The following is a 19,531-nucleotide window of genomic DNA, read 5'->3' on the forward strand; positions in this document are numbered from 1 at the left end:
CTATCCACCATACTGGCGGGAACTTCTATTCTTTAAATCTCCACACTTCGCAAGCAACACCAATCCAGTTAGGGCGGTATTATTATCAATAACATCTCACCAACCAAATCGTACTTCTCTTCTCAATCTACCGGCACTTTCACTGACAGGGGCAAAATGCCCCGCAGATAGCCACAAAAACATACGCATAACTAAAATATCATTAAAACACAGGTGGTTGAGTAAAACAACCTATCATTTCCAAATGATGTTCAACCATCTGATATTTAGAGCCACTCATAATTTTATATTAATCTAGATAATTGCTACCTGACTCCCACTTATTACGCTCATCGTTTAGGTAGTATACACCAAAACCTGTTACACCTTCTTCAATTTTAACATCGGGACTAAACTCCATAGATATTATATTCCCATCTATATAAGCATGTCCCTCAAATTCTATAGAAAAGTATGGTCGACTCTGTATAAAGGTTTGTTGTGGCATTTTCATAATATCGCTGAGCTCGCCCAATTCTTTTGCATTAAAAATGGTCGCAGAGGATGGCCCAGAGAATGGTTCAGGGTTTGGTACAGAGAAAACGGACAGAGCGTTTTGGTTATTTATGTCCTGGGCAAAAATATAATTACTATTCAGAGCAATGAGCCCGTCGCCATAAATGGCATAACTACCAACCTTACTATTAATGGTTGCGTCCGTGCTGTAAGTTTCTCTTCCTGTGATAGCACTTGCCAATGTCTCGTTGTTTTTAAAGCCTACGACCTTACCGGTGAGTAAGGGATTAGCAGTTCCGTATGCACGGTTTACGGCATCAGCGACATAGGTCAGCCTTGCAGGATTAATAGTCAGTTTTGCTGCAACATAATCAATTGCATAATTATCATTTACAATCGTCCCTTGCCCTATTGCATAACTACCAACATTCTCACCAACTACCCGGGTCAGAGAACCACTCAAATAATCGCCACCAAGAAAACCTCTATCCTCTTGCTGGCCCTCAATATCATAGCTCAGAGAGGGATCGATATTTCCATATATTTTCAGAGCGGCATTTGCCGTTACGGTCGCTTGACGCGGTGCAATAAGCAGTTCACCATCAGCATAGCTGATACTATAGTTAGAGGTACTTCCCTGTTTAAAGGAAGCCAATCCTGACGACAAGAAATAGGTGCCGACATTACTGCTTTTTGTTGCATCACTGCTTAACAAAGAGATTCCGAGCAGATCGTCAACAGCTAAATTATCGGCAGAGACAGAACCATATTGAGGAGTTGCATTACCATAGACCCTTGTAATATCATTGGCTGTAATCGTGATTGAGCGGGGAGTAATATCCGCCGTCGTAATTTCAGTTGCAGTCACTAAATAATTGTCGGCATCCGATCCCGATAGAGTTCCACCGACAATGCTCACCCGCTTGGCAATACCGACATTTTTATCACTAAAAGAACCTGAAAGCGTACCCAGAGCTACGTGATCTCCAAGGAGAATGCCAGAGGTGATGGATCCGCCACTAATCACGGCGTCTAGGGTACCATCGTAAATTTTATTATCTGCCGAAATACTGGTAATAACAAGTTCTTTCTGGGTAATGTCAGCTGTTGCCGTTGCTGTAGCAGCCACCAAGTAGTTTGTTGCATCTGTTCCTGCAATTGTCATTCCTGTAACGAGAATGTCTTTGTCCCTGCCCGCAGTTTTAGAAGTAAATGCTGAATCACCAGATACAATTAAAACGTCACCGGCAAACCGATTATCGACAAAATCCACAGAAGCATCTGTAGTAGCGTTATAAACTCTGTCTTTGCCAGTCGCATTGACGGTCAAGGTTGCCTTGGTAATTGTGGCGGTTGCCGTTGCCTGACCAGTGATAGTGTAGTTATCTCTATCAGCACCTTCATAATTACTGTACAGGGAGACAACTTTGCCCGTTCCTACGTTTTTATTGTCAAATAGACCTGTTGTAGAAACAGTGACAACATCGCTGCCAAGAAGACCTGTATAAGCTGCACCGGTGGTATCAATAGTTGTTGCTGTTGTGGCATCATACACCTTATTCGCTACGGCGATACCAGAGAGAGTCAAGTCTGCACGGCTAATATTTGCGGTGGTGCTTGCCTGATCAACAATGGCATAGTTGGCTACATCGGCACCTGTATAGTTACTCTTGAGATTTACTGTTTTTCCGATGCCAACGTTTTTATTGTTAAAAAAACCTGTGGCTGAAACAGAAACAGCATCACTGCCAAGAAGACCTGTATAAATTGCACTGGTGGTAATGGGTGATGCAGCAGTAGTCGTATCATAAACCTTATTAGAGGCTGTTATTCCTGAAACCGTCAGTGGCGCGGGTGTGATATCGGCTGTCAGACCATTCGGCTGAGTTAAAGTGTAATTAATCGCGTCAGCACCATCAATAGTCAACGCGGCTGTGACTGTCTTATTGTGCCCAACATTTTTGAGGTCAAAATTACCATTACTAGTCGCGATACTGACATCGTCACTCAGCAAGATGCCGGCAAGGTTGGCATTGGTGATTGTCACTGCTGTGGTCTGGTTGTAAATCTTATCCTGTGCAGCTGGCACCATTAACTATCAGTACGGCCTTGTCTAATATCAAGGCTGCCGGCAACAAAGGTAAGCTTGTAGTTCCGGTCAGTACCGCTGGCAGTGTGGCTATAAGTTCCAGCCTTCTTGCCAATGCCGCCTGCTTCAGTTACATTGGTCAGAACGGCGAGAGTCTCGCTGTTCATCAGACCTGTGGCGGTGAAGCCGGTCACCTTCTGACCCAGACCGTTGTAGGTGACGGTGTTGCTGTTTGCGGTAACTATGACATCGGCCTTGTTAATATCAAGGTTGCCGGCAACAAAGGTAAGCTTGTAGTTCCGGTCAGTACCGCTGGCAGTGTGGCTATAAGTTCTAGCGTTCTTGCCACTGCCGCCTGCTTCAGTTATATTGGTCAGAACGGCGAGAGTCTCGCTATTCACCAGACCTGTGGCGGTGAAGCCGGTCACATTCTGATTCAGACCGTTGTAGGTGACTATGTTGCTGTTTGCGGTAACGGTAACATCGGCTTTGTTGATAGTCCCTATCGCCGTGGCGATGTCGGTGATGGTATAGTTTCCGCTCATATCATTATTAAAGCCATCAACAATGGTGTAGCCAGATTTGATTTGCAGGGTGCTCATATTAGCATCCATCACATCTTTATAAGCAAACTGTTCCGCAACTGTGACAGTATCACCGGCAACGGCACCCGCCACAGTTACAACGGATGATGAAGATACCGTCCCATCATAGGTTTTGGTGTCGGTCACAGGCGTTAAGGTCAGGGCCACCTTGTTAATGGTCCCGATATCTCGACTGATATCTGTCGAACTCACCTGATACCCATAAACCACAATTTCCCCATCATGTGCAGAAACAATACTCAACGGATTCACTGTGATATTTTTTTTGGTATCGGCGTTTTTCGTGTTAAACGTGCCGGAAGTACTCAATTCAACGCTATCAGTACCAACCAGGCCTGAAACGTCGTAATTGCTCTGAACCAGGGTTGCATCCACCGTTCCGTCATAATCCCTTACAACCGTTCCTTGTAGATCGACAACGAGTGAAGGATCAAGGGAGTACAGGAACCCATTACCAGTGGCACCGGTTGCAACATCTTTAGCACCATAGGTTGCATTGTATTGCTTGAAGTTCGGAGTCAATCTATCAAGAGTATCTAACGTCGGATCAGCTGACCAAACCTGCCAATGACTCCCCAGGGGAACGGTTAAACCAGCGGCACCTGCCTTGTTAGTAAAGTTCGCTGCACTGACAAGAGTAATATTTGAGGCCCCAGTAACAACTATAGCTGCATCCAGAACAAGATCACCACTGGTTGTTTTTAACAACACATCACCTGACGCCGTAATTCCTGTGACGGATGCTACTTGGCCAACAGTCAGTGCCTGAGCATTGGTCAACGATAGTGAACCAACCAAATTTGCAGAAAGTTTCTTGATCTGGTTGGCGTTTGACAGATCGATAGTTGTTGCATTTGATAGTGACAGCCCATCTGTCTTAATAATAGTGCTACCAGACTGGGTAATAGTTCCGCTTGTATTGACGGTTAAACTTCCTGATTTAACTTCTCCCAAAAAAATATTATTTTCGGCAGCAATTGAAGCATCCATATTGATAGCCGAGACAGAAACTATCCCGCTAAACCTGTTAGCCGTATCAGGCAGAGCCAGGGCACCTTCACCAACTACAGTAGGAGTAATGCTGTTATTTTTGCTACTTTTCTGGACCACTAAACTAGCAGCTGCCAGATTCAATGTCCCATCTTGGCGGATCCCAGTGATGTTTTCTATACCACTATCATAATAAACGCCCTTGGTAGTAATTTTTAACAATCCACCAATCTGATTATTATCTACTAAAGTTACAGCACTGGCATCTGTCACTCCAGTAATGCTTTCTCCACCGGCATCACTGATGATCCGAACACCGTCAACAATATTAATTTTGTTAATAGTTGTAGACGTTGTCGTTATACCATCTTTCGTCGCCGTAGCGACAAGATTTCCCGAACTCATAGTAAGAGTGATCACCCCAAAGAGTCGAACTTCGTTACCTTGGGCAACAGCGCCGGTTCCACCAGCGATGAAGTTGCCACTGGTTGAACCTTCTACGAAACTACCGTCCGGAGTGCTGAATTCACCGCCGACGCGCAGATAAGCCCCATCCTTTTGGGTTATTGCTGCGCTGCTGTTGAGGTTAAAATTGCCACCGATCAGGGTGTCATCCAGCACCGTGCCATTGGCATCATTGTTGGTAAATTGAACATTGCCGGCATCAAACGAACTGGCATCAATGGTCATATCTCCATCGATTGCCACCACGCTACCCACAGACTGGCTCAACAAACCACCCACAGTCAGGGTGACGTTAGAAGTGCCAACACCATCAGTAATACCGACGATTTGAAGCTCACCACTATCGATAGTACCAATCTCGACACCATCGGAATCAACAAAAACCAATGCTGCATCACCAGAGAGTAACGCTGCCAGTGTATCAATATCATTACCTGTGTTAGCCAGTGTGGCGTCATCGGTTGACTTGATCGCTAATTGCGCCGCATTAATCGGTGCGGAACCACCTTGAGTGACTCCTGTCGATTCAATACGCAGGATATTCAAAGCATGATTAGCACCAACGGCGGCAACGAAATTCTGACCTGCCGCGTTGGCTGAAGTTAAGCGCAAGCTGCGCAGAGTTAGGTCGGCATCACTATCAACCGTTGAGGCAAAGCCAATGCTGCCCGCCGTAGTTCCGGTACTCATGCTGACATCCCCGGTCAATTCCACAGCCGAGGTAAAGTTAATGTTAGTACCAACGGTGGTGATGGCACCAGCCAAGTTATTCGGGCCAGCACCATTTTGGGTAAAACCACCAGCGGCGTCAATGTCGCTAGCTGCCGCGGTAGTAAACACACCCGCGTTGGTTGCTTCGACCGTACCACCGCTATTCAGCCTGGCATTAACATTGAACGCCGCGCCGGTGAAATCGAGGTTGCCGCTGAGAGTGGCAATGCCATTTAACGTTGTTGTGCCAGAGCCCGCTTGCTGGGTCAGACTGGCAGCATCAATGGTGTTGGAGAAGGTTACGTTATCTGCATCGACAATTGTTAGGGCATTAAGGGTATCTGCCCTGCCAACTGCGGCAACAAAGTTCACGCTCTGCCCGGCAGCATCAATCGTCAGATCACGGTTCTGGCCAACATCGCTATTAACGCTAGCAGCAAAGTTCACAGTGCCACCACTGGTCAGCACAGTATCGGCGCGAAGAACAACGGCATCATTATAGTTTTGAGCACCAGTTGTCTCGATACTGCCGCCGTTAATCGTTGTACTCCCACCGGCATTAGTTGTCAGACTGGCTGCCTTTACTGCGCCAGTGAATGTTGTTTCGTTACTACTATTAACACCCAACGCACCCAACACCCCATCGACAAGATCGCCAATAGCACCACTGAAGGTCGCCGCGCCGCTACCACTGTTCACTGCCAAGGCGTTGGTTTCGCTGGCCTGGGAATTTACCGTACTGTTAAATGTTACCGCATTGTCGGTAGCTGTCAGTGTTGTACTATTACCAAGGATCACTGCTCCTGTGTAGGTTTGTGCATTGGCACTGGTCACGGTATCGGTATGAATCTCGGTAGTGCCAGTCACCGCTAGCGTACTCAGACCAGTCACTTGGTCATCAGTCGAATTGCCCAGCACGACATTGCCATTAATGTCCAAGCTGTGATTATTGCCGGTTAGCGTATCACCGGTGATCACCGTGGTGGCGGTCAGGGTCGTATCGGCCCCCAACACCAGCTGTTCAAGATAGATTTGCGTCCCGGTCGTTGTTACCGACCCGCCATTGACATGCACCGCTCCCGGCGCATCGGTGTAAACACTCGTTGCCGTTACCGCTTTGTCGAAGCGGGTCAAAGCACCACAATTGACGACAATTGCGCCCAGTTGTTCCAGGGCACCCAGTGTGTCTAGAAAGCTAACATCGCCGCTCCCGGAAGAGATGGTCAAATCATCAGTTTCACCAACAGCCGAATCAACGGTGCGGCTGAAGGTAATATTACCGGCACCGCTGTCGCTATCCATGGCGACGGCATCATTCAAGGTAATGGCTGTCACGAAAATAATATCATTGTTGACTGTGGTAATATCGCCGGATAGCTCGTTAACACCCGTCCCGTCCTGGCTGAAACCACCGTTGGCGACGATGTCGCCACCCAGCGCAGAGGAGAAGGTTCCAGTATTATGAACTTGAGTGCTAGCGTCAGTCGCGACGCCGGCATTAACAGCCAGGTTCTGGCCGGTAAAGTCAAGATTGCCGCTGAGAGTCATGACACCATTAACTGTTGTGGTTCCAGATCCTGCTGTTTGGATCAGACTTGCCGCGTCCAGGGTTGATGTGGTCGTGACGTCGGTCGCTGATACGACCTGAATCACACCAAGTTCCTGAGTAGAACCAACGGCGCCACTCAAGACAATGTTGCCAGTGCCCGCAGTCAGTGTAAGGTTATTGGTTTCAGTTGCTTCGGAATCAACACTGCCATTAAAGGTAATATCCCCAGCGCCAGCACCGGTATCTATCGACCGGTCTGCCAATAAGAGTGTGGGACTATTAAGTATCACGCTGCCACCGGCAGCCTGTGTCGCTCCAGAGCCACCACCACTTGCATCAATATTGCCACCAAGGTCGATACCGCCAGTACCGGTCAGAGTAATGACTCCACCCTGGCCACCAATGGTGCTATCACTGTTGTGATCGGAACCGATGGCATTAATTTCTGCCGTGGTCAACTTAGCGTCAGCGGCCAAGGTAATACTACCGGCACTTTCTCCAGAACCGTTACTATCAGAACCGCCATCGGCAACCAGCATGCCGATAGAAACCGCTCCCGTTGAAGTGATGTTAATGTTGCCACCGGATTCATCGCTACCACCGGTAGTCGACAGAGTAACGGCCATCGAATCAAAGCTGGTTATTTCAGTAGCGGTTATGTCGCCACCTGCAGTCGTGACATCAGCACCGAGCAGCACCGCACCGGTATGACCGGTGAGGTCGACGTTGCCACCCGAAGTGGTAATCGTTGCCCCACTATTAGAAGTAAACGCCCTACCTACCGTGCTGAAATCACCGCCGGTTGTTGCCACAGTAGCATCAGTCGCCAAGGTCACATCGCCGCTGCCGGAAAGTGCAATGTTGCCGCTATTGGTACTCAAGCCAATGACGCCACCGTCATTGATACCTACGGTAAAATCACCAGCATTTTTAAAGGTGAAGTCAGCATCGGCCCCAGTCAGGGTTGCGGAGATCTCATCTATGGTGTTGGTCAAATCAAGCAATTCAGAAGTATTGGCCGCGTTAACAATGACACGACCGGTCTTTATTTCGTTATCACCGTCGGTTTGTGACACAGCACCAGTAGCAGCGGTCAAACGTACCAGAGCATCAGCACCATCGGCACCAGTACCGTCAAGCGCCCCCCCACGTGCTATCAATGCACCGCCAATACTGAGCACATCGCCAGCTGCCGTCAGGGTCACATTGCCAGCAACACCACCATCGGTATTAGCTACCGTTGCATCTTGTCCGGAGGTAATAATGTCACTAACCGTCAGATTGCCATCTGTGCCCATACCATAAGTGACCAGAGTCAAGCTACCGCCGTTTTCTCCAGCAACGGCACTTTGGGTATCGATGGGAATGCTACTGGAATCGATACTAGGAGCTAACAAGGCAAAGTTTGCACCGCCCGTGCTAACCCCGACCTGATTAACGGTACCAATAGTCAAGGCTAGAGCAGTAGAGAAATTAACGTCCCCTGTAGCATTGGAAGCAATGGTGCTGACCTGATTGATTGGTGTGCCAAGTGCTTCATTATTGAGGGTATAGCCCCCGGAGCCGGAAAGCCCAAGCCCGGCAGCGATAATGGCCCCAGTTTGGGTCACGGCACCATCCGCATCGAAAACGGCTATGTCGGTGGTCTTAACATTAGTGACACTGAAACCATCTCTATCGGTAAAGCGGATCTCACCTGCGGCATTGTCGCTGTCAGCGGCATTACGCGTCTGAAAATCGATGGAGTTAACATCGTTAGTCTCCGTCAGAGTGATATCTCCACCGGCGTCTTTAAGTGTCTTAACCGTCAGCAGATTCGCGGCAATTGTGCCCCGAGCGCCTGTGCTCACAGCATCGCCGGCGGTCAGAGTTGCATTGCCGCTGGTTTCGATCTGGTCGATAACAACACCGTCGACATCAATATAGCCGATGGTGCCAGAACCCGTTGCGTCATCGGCCAGGTTGCGGCTACGTAATGAGATGGTATCAACTGCGTTGGCTGTGCCTGCGAGGGTAATACTACCGTCGGCCATCGCTTTGGCGGTCAAGGTCGCTACCTGAACAGCGGTACCACCCTGCTGAGTGATATCACCACCGGTGGTCACGTACAGATCGCCACTAGTCGATTGGATATTGGCAACGTTGGCTGCGCCATTTAAAGCGTTAATCGTAATATCACCAGCTACGGTTGAATAATCAAAATCCAGTCCCTGAGTATAATTACCGGTACGGGCATCAACCGTGATGGTTCCTGCATTACCCGTTTGCAGCGAATAGCCGCCTCCACTGACATGAGCGACGGTGGCGCCATCAATGGTAATATCACCACTGGTTGAGGCAATACTGTTTGATAAGGTTAAGATCGCCGAGGAATACAGATCAACATTTCCAGAACCAGTGGTTAAAGCGCCGGGTGTCGAAAGGTTGCCACCTAACGAGCGGAAATCAATACTGCCCTCATCTGTGGTTATTGCATCACCGGTCAATATGAGTTGTGATCCGGCTATTGCCAGAATCGAGGTATCGTCACCCAGCGTGTCATCAAGCGAGGTCCCATTTGCATTGAGTGTCAGATCGTCCGTATCACGAATGGTCACCTGCGCGCCGGCTGCAGTCAGACCAACCTGACCGGTAAAATCATTACTGGAACTACCCAACAGGATTGAGCCGGTACCAGCATCAATGCTGGCGGTGCTGGCCTTAATCGCACTGTCAGAAACGCCCGTGTCTACGGTGAAGTCCTGAGTTATACCAACTCCAACCAGGGTTAGCCCATGGCCATTGGCATCCAGATCGAATGTGGCGAAATCAAGCACGCCATCACTGGTTTCAATGCGGGTTGTTCCACCGGCAGCAACATCGCCGACACAGGTTAAACCTGCAGCGGCGAGAGTTCCACCTTGATCAAGCAAGGTTAAATCGCCAGTGGTTATCAGTGCACCCAGCTCATCGAGGTTGAGAGTTTCATCCAAAGCGAGGATGCCGACATCACCAACCAGAGTTTTGGCTGAGATCACACCACCATCGTCCTGAGAAACTATACCAGTAATGTCATTTGCTCCAGCAGTGCCTAACACCAAAGTGCCAGAACTAACTCCAACTTCATGTAAGGTAACATCTGTAGCATTCAAAAGTTGAACAGCAGTTGCTCTCGCATTATTTGTATAGAGCTTACCCTCTAACGTAATTGCAGCATCTCCACCAGCAAGAGTGATGGTTCCGGCATCATCAGAAGATATAGATTGATATGCAGAATTAACTTCACCGGTTGCCGCTTGATGAATCTCTTCACCGCTTAGATATAGATCGCCAAGCGAACGTACCTGTTTATCGGAAAGTTCAAGCCTTTCAACTTCTCCACCCTCCACCTTGGCCGTAACAATTTGCAAACCGCCAGCACTCGTAACATTTCCAGTTAGAGTTAAGCCGCCGATGGAATCGTATAGATCGAAATCGTACTGCTTGCCGCCAACATCGCCGACGGAAACAGCGCCTAACGAACCTACTTTGTTACCGACATTGGTCAACACCACCGAGCTTTCAGCGGTAACAACCAAGATGTCCGTATCGATACTGGTACCGGCGTTCTGCGTCACCACACCGGTAATCTGGTGGGTGACATCACTGCCGCCTAAGGTTAGGATGCCACCGGCGACATCGATCTCTGGCAGTGTCAGGTTGGTGGTGCCACGAATAGTAATGGCATTTGCGCTGGTATTATAGGTTTGCAGGGTACCGGCAAGATTGATGGCTCCGGCGAAGGCACCATCATGGCCTTGTAGCAGGATCGTACCGCCCTGACCGTCGTTGCCATTGACACTAATTGAACCACTGGTTTGCTTGATGCCGCGCCCCTTAAGACTAATATTTGCGCCACCATTGATTGAGGACCCTGCAGTAACTGCATGGGTAGCCAGAACCAACCTACCGCCCGCTGTCGCAATTTCGATATCGCCATAAGGGTTGGTGATCGCTCCTGTCAAGGTTAAGCCACCGGAGACATCGTTGAGTTTAAAGTAAGGCGAAACACTAACGGCATCCTCAAGGTAAAAAGGACCAAGTTCTGCGATCTCGTTATCCGTATCCAGCTTCACATAGCCTCGGGCGGAGGGTGAGCCGGCACCTATTGTGGTAGTACCGCTGCTATTGATCCCGTAAAGCGCGCCGCTGGTGGTAATTACGCCACCTGATTGATTAATCGTGTAGCCAGAATGGATCGCAACTCCATCATCCCCAGCGCTAATATTCCCACCGAGGACAATCCCACGATGATAACCATTATCAGCAGCATTAATGGCACGCAGTTCTACGCCACCGGTCGTTTCTATTGATGATCCACCGCTAACATTTATGTTTTCTGCCGTTACAATTGAAACACCGCCACTGCCGGCAGTGACAGAATCAAAAACATTAATTGATGCCAGACCGTTTGCAACCAAAGACACCGCACCTGTGCCGAGCGTATTTGCCGCGATGCTAGCGCTGCTATTCACAGTGATATCATCGTTTGTACCGGTTGTTCTTAAAAGAATATCTCCATTAGTCGAGAGCAGATCACCAATAACCGTTAAGGCAAAAGCATTATTTGATAAAGTAAAACCGTCGATGGCACTAAAGTCGCTGACATTATCTACATAATTGGTCTGTGCCAACAGAGCCGAACCGTTAACCACACCACTAATGGTGTCGGCGGCAATATTACCGGTGGCCTGTGTTACATTACCGGTAATAACGTTACCGCTGGTACCCAGAACAAGTTCGCCAATCTGCCCACTCGGAAATTCAGTTCGACTAACTCGCCCCAGACTGACGTCAGAAGCATTTTCAATAATGACCTTGTCATCGGTCAGTGCATAAAGAGCACCCGATAGAGCAATCCTGCTGCCACCTGCATCGATGGTAAGATTACCAGTGTTTCGCTCAGCATAGACACCGCCACCCGAACTGGTCAGGGCATTCTCAGTATCAGCCAAATCGCTGCCACCGTTTAAGTCAACTGCCGAGCCATAGATCAAGTATCCACCCAAGTTTAACAAACCAGGCGTTGTGATCGTGACGGCACTATCCAATGTACCGCCATCCATATGCCCCATTAGGGTCAAGCCATTCTTTTCGGTGTCGGCATCCAGAATGTTAATCGCGCCACCGCGGGAGATTGTTCCCAGTTCTTTAATTTCATTACCAGTATTCGTCAGAGTAACTGCGCCACTTTCCTGATGAATAGACAACCGACCAACCTTAATCTCTGAATCGGCAGTCTGGTTAACGGTGCCATAGATTCTTGTGTATCCGAGATTAACTCCGGAAGCGGCACCCTCACCTGTCGTGTCGCGATCGATATTCGTACCCAAGCGTAAGCCGCCACGATTGCCAACGGTTCCAGCCGTGATATTTGCAATGATAAGGTTGCCCGTGTCATCAATAACTACGGCATCTGTCGCAGTTGAACCTGCAATAAGATCACCACCCAAAGTCACAGCTTGAACTGTTCCGTCACTGTAGTCACTGCCCAAAATAAGAATCTGATCAGCAGCAGTGATGGTCGAGCCAACTAATTGAGTAACTCCGCGTCCCTGCAACAGTACGTCACCGCTGGTGGCAGTAATATTGGTAGTAACAAGCGATAGGATACCATCAGTACCGCCAGTGTTCAGACCCGTGCGAATGGTTACCGCCGTCGCCTCCACATCACCGGTGAGTTGCAGTCCGTTAGTGCGCCCTTTAGCCTGCACAGTTAATGAGCCACCCAAATTAAAATCGCCGAGGTTATCAATAATGTTATTGGTATCAGTGATACTTAGATTACTCGCGGCATTGACTTCGAGTGTTTTGATGTTGATTTTATCAGTGATTAAACTGAGATCTTGTTGAATTACGCTACCAGTAACATCGGCGATTTCAGAGCCGACCGCTCCAACCATTTCACCAATGCGTAAAGTTCCATTTATTGCCGTCACACGGCTGATATTAACTACTGAAGCATCATGGATAAGAACGGCTGGTGGTTCCTCTGCATCGGTAGCTGTCGAGATTAATGTGCCGTCAAGATCAATGATTCCGCCACCGCCATCAATACAAATTTTGCCACTACCGGCATCAATATCATTATCAGTATCGGTCTGGCTGACCCCAATACCGGCAATAGCAATATCGCCACCAGTAGAAGTTAGGTCCGCTCCATTACCTGAAATCGTTACCACACCAGCTGAGGAGGTTAAGGTGATCGCACCACCAGCAGTGGTTATGTCGGAATCATCAGCAACCAACAACACCCCAGACTGGCCGTCAATGGTTACTGCGCCCGCATTCGTAGTAATCGCACCGTTTTGGGTGACCGTGTTGGTCGTCGATTGTAACGTTACATCGGCACCGAAGACGGTACTCGTAATGGCACCATGGGGTGTAACCACAGCCCCCTTGGTATAGATATCTACTCCAGCGGCACCGTCCACATTAATCGTTGAATTCGTATAGTTTGTATTATACGTTATCGCTCCTTCACCCAACACGCGGGTTCCAACGTCATCTGCATAGGTTAAACTTGAAGCATAAACATAAGAAGGCAAGCGAAGGTTATTCACGCCATCGATACGGACGGCACCAATTCTATTGGCTGAGCTCCCTAGGTTATACTCAAAATAAATATCACCAAAAACTCCACCCGCACCTGCAGTATCGCCGTGTTCTATGATCAGATGATGAGCACCAGATTCACCAACTGCGCTCCGCACTTGATAGCCCATGGTGACATTGCCTAAACCATGGGTAATCTTTACCGAGTCGTCAAGCACCACACTCGAAGATGCATCCAAATCAACGGAACCGTTTGCTGCACTGGTATCCAACACCACTTCGCTGTCATTGCCACCAAGAATAATGTTTTCCGTTGCATTAATATCAATTCCAACACCGCCTACCGCTGTTGTAGTAATCCCTTTTACAACATACGTATGGCCTGAACTGGTTACTTCGAGTTTGCCTAGTTTGTTGGTGCTGCCAACGAGACCCTGTAGGCTAACGTCACCAAGACCTGCGGCCAAAGTCAGAGTTTTTGCCGTACTGTCAAAGGAATCAATCGTGGACTCAAAGGTAATATTACCCGCAGTTTTTCCTGTGGTCACCAGCCGATCCTCTGTCAGGACGGTAGGACTAGCCACGACAATAAAGCCCCCGAGTCCCTGGGTACTGTCGCCAACGTAGCTACCACCAATTGCAGAGAGATTCCCGTTAAGTGTAATTGCTTTATCTGTACCAGCGGTCAAAGAGATATTGCCAGCATTACCACCATTTCTATGACCAGCTCCAGTGGCATTGCCACCTGTTGCAGTTACGTCGGTCACAGTCACATGGCCACCAGTACTGGTGACTGATATAGCGGCGGCATTACTACCGACGCCAATTGCATTATTAGCACCGATTGTCGACACAGATTTCAAAATCACATCATCGGTCGCAATAATTGTTACCGATCCGGACGAAACACCTGTGTCCGCCGTTGCAGTAGTAGTAATAGTGCCATTATCGTCATCAGCGTTGACACCCCCAGACGTTGCGGTAAGGAGAACATTCCCCGCGTTTGTGACAATGGAGTCGTTAAAAACAATTGAACCGGCAGTGATATCTACTACACCTGCCCCCCTACCTGTAACAACATCACTGTCGACATCATTATCACCATCACTAAGAATCAGCACACTCGTGCCAGCATTGCCTAGGGTAAAGCTGCCACCGAAATCTGCCGAAGCCAGACTCACCGTGCCAAGGACATTGGCTATGGAGATGCTGCCAAAACCATCGGCAGAGAGGCTAACTGTCCCGGCAGAGGAGAATCCCCCCGTTAGTAAAATAGAACCGTTAGAGTTAAGTGCGGTGGAGATATTAACAGTACCTGCCGAGCCAACTGCCTGAGAACCTGTGATATTCCCATGAGCCACAAGAGTTAAACCATTGTTGCCTGCAGAGACAGTCCCTAAGGTCAGCTTGCAATTATTTACAAGATGAACTCCATCATTTTCACCCGACGTAGCGGAGACAGTCCCCTTGAAAGTGTTAGCGAGAGACGTGGCGAGAACACTACCGTTTCTTGAGGTAAAGGATGTTGCGTCATGAACATACAAGCTATTATTCAATCCAGCAAAAATGTTACCGTCAGCATTGGCAGTGAGGGAGCCGTTATATAGACTCACCATTCCATTATTTCCGAGGGTGATGGCACCACCAGTAAGGGTTATGTCTGAATCCGCGTTGAGGGTAAGATTTCCGCTGACAGAGACAATCTTGGCATTAATATTAATATCATTGCTAGCGTTTAGTGTCAGATTGCCGTCGAAAGAGGCTATCTCGGCATTAATAATAATATCATTGCTAGCGATTAGTGTTAGGTTCTGATCACTAGACCAGCCAATTTTACTGGCAACGGTGATATTCCCATCCTCCAGAGTAGTGCCCCCCCCCGTTTGCACCGTCACATTACTATCCTTGAGTGCCGTTGTAAGCCTTTCCACGCTTAATACTGATGGAGTACCTGCAGAGGTAAAAAATTTTTCGTCTGTACTGCTGATACTATTGTAATTTTCAGATGAACCATTTTTAATTGTTATATTAAAAGGATCAAGTAGCAGTGTACCGGTCTTGCCTTTTTTTGCCCGCAGATCGGTTATACCTTGATAGGCTAGTATTTTCTTACCTGACACCTCGGCAAAACCACCATCGCCATTTTCAGTGCCACCTTTAGCAGAAATAGTACCTGCAAACTGGGTGGTCTCATCCGACCAGATGATTACCTTGCCACCATGGCCGTTATAACCAGCATTTGCGGTAATTAGGGTCTTTTTCCCAACAAAGGTTTTTGTGGCATTTTTTACAGTACTATTTTTACCCTGATAGTCGCCACCGACGAGGGCCGTGCCGCCACCACTGGCGCCGGAGACATCAATAACCGAGGTACCGGTTAGGGCGACACGGTCACCAAGTACCTGCACCGTACCACCCACATCACCTTTTTGGGCAGTAAGGGTGCCACTGTTCTCGGTTGTTCCCGTCCCTGAAACCAACCAAATACGACCGCCACGTTCTTCACTCCCCGTTGCTCGCACAGCGCCCGTGTTATTGATAGCAAGGGCGAATTCATTACCCCCTACCGCCTTGAGCTCAGCACTGGCTGATTCAATCAGCCCACTATTTTTTACCTTGCCGTCGGAGGCACCTGCGTGGATAAAAATGCGTTGATCACCCGATGCCCGGACAAGAATTTCACTCCCCGCCGCCAGGCCCACAGTGCCCTCTTTGGCCGTTATCGTTCCTGCATTCTGTACGTCATAGGCGATAAGCAGTACATCACCTGCAATGGCATTAATTTTTCCTAGGTTGATGACACTTGCGCCTGATTCGCCAAGAAATGTCATATCATCACCGGCTAGAAAGGCCTCATTGGCCACATCAAGGGTGGAGGCGACAAAACCTTTGGTATCAATAACGCCGGAGGGGCCAATGAGAATACCGTTCTGGTTAACCAGATAGACCTTGCCATTGGCAGTTAGGTTACCGTAAATTTGGGAGGGGTTGCGGGAGATAACCCTATTCAGGACGGCACTGGTGGCTGATGGTTGGATGAAGTTCGTTGTTTCACCGGCGCCAATCGAAAAGTCCTGCCAATTAATAATGGCTGAATTACTTCCCTGATTGACATTGAGTTTATTATGGGACCGATTGAAGGAGGCCGAACCACTAATTACCTGCCCACCCGTGGGATTTGCAAGCATGGTCACTGGAAACATCATCATAAGCGCAAGACAAAGTGCAATGGATTTTTCACATAAAACTAAGGCATTTCGCCCAAAACATAATCGCCAGCTCTTCATGTGCAACCTCACTCCCAGCAAAGATGATGTTGAATCCTTATAGAACACAATGATTTTATAGTATCTCAGCAAAGGTTAAATTTGCCCAAGCAGTTAAGCCATTAAGCGCCCAATGCATCGTAAAAAAAACCATTGCCCCACAGATAAAAGCTCTTTTCAGGATACGGAAAGAAAAAGAAGAAGTCAAAAAATGACAATGAGGGTTTCCTGCCAACAATTAAGACGAAGAGATTGAAAATCTGCCTTTTACCTAGCGATATTTTAAGTGATTTTGCCTATTTGTTTTATGAAATCATGCCAAAACAATTCCATAGGAAGAACTTTGAGATCAACAAAACCCAAAAAAATTCTGTAGATATTCTTTGTTGAATATAAAACAATTATGCACTTTTTGTCATGAAAGTCCTAATGCTTTGAGATAAGTTGAGTCTAGGATCAAAAAAAAGGGCAAGAAAGTGGGATGAAAAGAGAGGAATTTGATTCAGAAAAACAGAGAGTTGGAGAGGCCAACCATCTTCAGGAGTTATGGGGTGATGGCTAAAGAGGATCTCGCCAATATAGGATTGATGGTGTCGCGGTCAGCTCTAAGATCAAGCGCTTTGGCTATTCTCGAGGAACAGGCTGGTAGGAATGCAGTGTTCACCTTATCTCGCTGGGCAGGGCTATGACTAAAAATAGTCTCATTATCTCAGGGCTTCCTTTTTAGTTTCGACCTAGCCATTAATTATGGAGGAAGAGGGGGCTAAAGGCAAGGGGTTGGGGGCCCTATGTGGCAGGATAGTTTTCGCCCTGGTACTTACCTCTCCATCTCTGAACCAAAATATCGTTTCATTCGATAGACAAACTGGTTCCAGGTTCTCGCATTTTGATATTTTTCCTTTGTTTCGTACTTTTCAGCTCTTTTTTCAAATTCACCGAACTTTTTTTCCAAAAAAGCTTTTAAAAATTCACGCCCTAAGCTGCTGGCCTTGATGTGGTTTTGCTTTACCGATCCGATAGCAGAAATAACACAACCGTTGCCCCTTAACCTTACGGTTAAACCATAAATCGAGAACCCTTCCTGCAACTCCTGCCACGTTGTGGCCCTCTCTAAAATATCCCTTAAAGGCTCTTTACAATCTAACACATAGTTAAGCAAGGACTGCTTCCCTGCATGAGCATCTACATTCTGAGCCTTACTGTTGACCGCCTGTTCTCCCGCCTTCTCTTTTATCGACCCCACTATTTTCAAATTGTTTTCAATCTCTAGCTCTCTGCAAAGTTGAGTACATTTGATTTTATCCCAACCAGGGCTATTCTTTTTTTTCGTTAAAGGATCAATCATATTATAGGCAATATGCATATTGCTGGTATTATCATGAATTCCGCAGTGTCGCTGGTGTTCATCAAAGCCAAGTATTTCAGCAAAATTTTGCTCAATTTTTTTACAAATTTCTACATCTAGTTTCTGTCTATCTTCTGGAGGGAATGAGATAATTAGGTGGTAGGTGTTCCCCTGAACGCGACGGTTAAAACTCTGTGTGACAACCACCTCATCAATCACTAAATTATAATCATCTTCGATTGCTCCCCCGACAGTCCATGTTGCCAGACACTTTTCGCCATCGTTGTTGGCATCAGCGATGTAGTTTGCCAGCTTGCGATAAGACCCCTTTGCGCCTTTAGCCTGCTCAATCTTACATATCATCTCAAGCTATCTTTCATCTTATTTATAATAGGGATTAATTTTTTTTTGTGTTGATTCAATCTCTTTCAGAACCCTCCTTAACTCTATCGGATCAAAGTTAGTTGGGCTGTTGCCGCTCAAATAAAATTTAAACAGCCCTCCAAGCCTCCCCAGATCCCCATTGACCTTCAAAAGATCAAGAAAAGATGGTCTTCCCTCCATGGATTCAATTTTTTTACCTAATAAAGCCCTGCGAATAAACTCAGACTGCGTCAACCCCGTATAATAAACTTTCTTGATAATCAACTCATATTCCTGAAGGGTAACATGTGCCTTTAGAGTACGATTTCTAACCACTTTCTTTCCAACCATTTTAATTCCTCAATGGAGTGTAATTTACGTTGAGTCGAAGGCGAATAAGCCCCTCTCAGGATGAGCAAGAGGAAAGACCGGCAGACAAAGTGGGCCACTTTCCACATCTTGCCAGTTACCATCCACCGCCTTTGCTTGCCGAATGCTTGCTATTATGTTTGTTTTCTTGTTTGCTTTTATGTTTGTTATTTTGTTTTTTTATATGTTTATTTTTATGTTTTCTTATTTGTTTGCTTTTTCTTCGTGAAAACGAGGTTACTTTTGTAGCTGAACCACCACTCAAAATAGTCCTCCACAAGACCTTTTTCCTATGAAAAGAAAGTTTAGCCATATGGCCATACCTTCTTGCCTGAAAACTACTTTCTTGTTTTGTTTACAAACTTATTTTTTGTTTTAATCACAAACTACTTTTTTGTTTTATTACAGGTTTCTTTTTATGTGACAAATCTTCTGCCTAAAGCATCAAAAACAATGGGTTATCTTATAAAAAATCGCGTTCTTCAGAGGGAAAATCGTAAGCCTTTTACAAGAGGCTGAGGCAAGAAAAATTTATAAATATCTGCAGGCAGGAGCATGAATGACGACACTTTTTTATGGTGCACCCGGCAATAGGTAAAATTATGCGCCTGCCTGAATAGTTGGGGCCTACCAATAAAAAATCCTTCCGCCCTTACTACCCAGGGCGAGTGCTCTAGGCATTGTTTGTCGACGTATTTAAGGCAGAAGGGG

The 19,531-nt window shown here is 47.2% G+C and carries 5 protein-coding genes; all 5 read right to left on the reverse strand.

Translation table 11 applies throughout. The annotated features are described in order from the left end of the window. Positions 1 to 289: 289 nt before the first annotated feature. The 5 genes from DP_RS16060 to DP_RS16080 all read right to left on the reverse strand — a co-directional run bounded on the left by DP_RS16060 (position 290) and on the right by DP_RS16080 (position 19,133). Positions 290 to 2,587, reverse strand: a complete 2,298-nt coding sequence (locus DP_RS16060; protein ID WP_011190414.1) for a YDG domain-containing protein — start codon at positions 2,585 to 2,587, stop codon at positions 290 to 292. Next, positions 2,587 to 16,665 carry a filamentous hemagglutinin N-terminal domain-containing protein gene (locus DP_RS16065; RefSeq protein WP_228130215.1) on the reverse strand — a complete coding sequence of 4,693 codons (14,079 nt, stop codon included), beginning with the start codon at positions 16,663 to 16,665 and terminating at the stop codon, positions 2,587 to 2,589. Before DP_RS16065 ends, DP_RS16060 begins: the two co-directional genes overlap by 1 nt. 895 nt (positions 16,666 to 17,560) lie before the next feature. Beyond that, positions 17,561 to 18,451 (reverse strand): TraI/MobA(P) family conjugative relaxase, encoded by an 891-nt coding sequence (traI, locus tag DP_RS16070; RefSeq protein ID WP_011190416.1) that lies wholly within the window; start codon positions 18,449 to 18,451, stop codon positions 17,561 to 17,563. 18 nt (positions 18,452 to 18,469) lie between these two features. Next, complete coding sequence (locus DP_RS16075; RefSeq protein ID WP_011190417.1) at positions 18,470 to 18,802, reverse strand: plasmid mobilization protein; 333 nt, start codon at positions 18,800 to 18,802, stop codon at positions 18,470 to 18,472. Between the two features lie 115 nt (positions 18,803 to 18,917). Then, complete coding sequence (locus DP_RS16080) at positions 18,918 to 19,133, reverse strand: hypothetical protein (RefSeq protein WP_041279016.1); 216 nt, start codon at positions 19,131 to 19,133, stop codon at positions 18,918 to 18,920. Positions 19,134 to 19,531 lie beyond the last annotated feature (398 nt).

Origin of the sequence: Desulfotalea psychrophila LSv54 (genome assembly GCF_000025945.1) — a bacterium.
Classification (GTDB): domain Bacteria; phylum Desulfobacterota; class Desulfobulbia; order Desulfobulbales; family Desulfocapsaceae; genus Desulfotalea; species Desulfotalea psychrophila.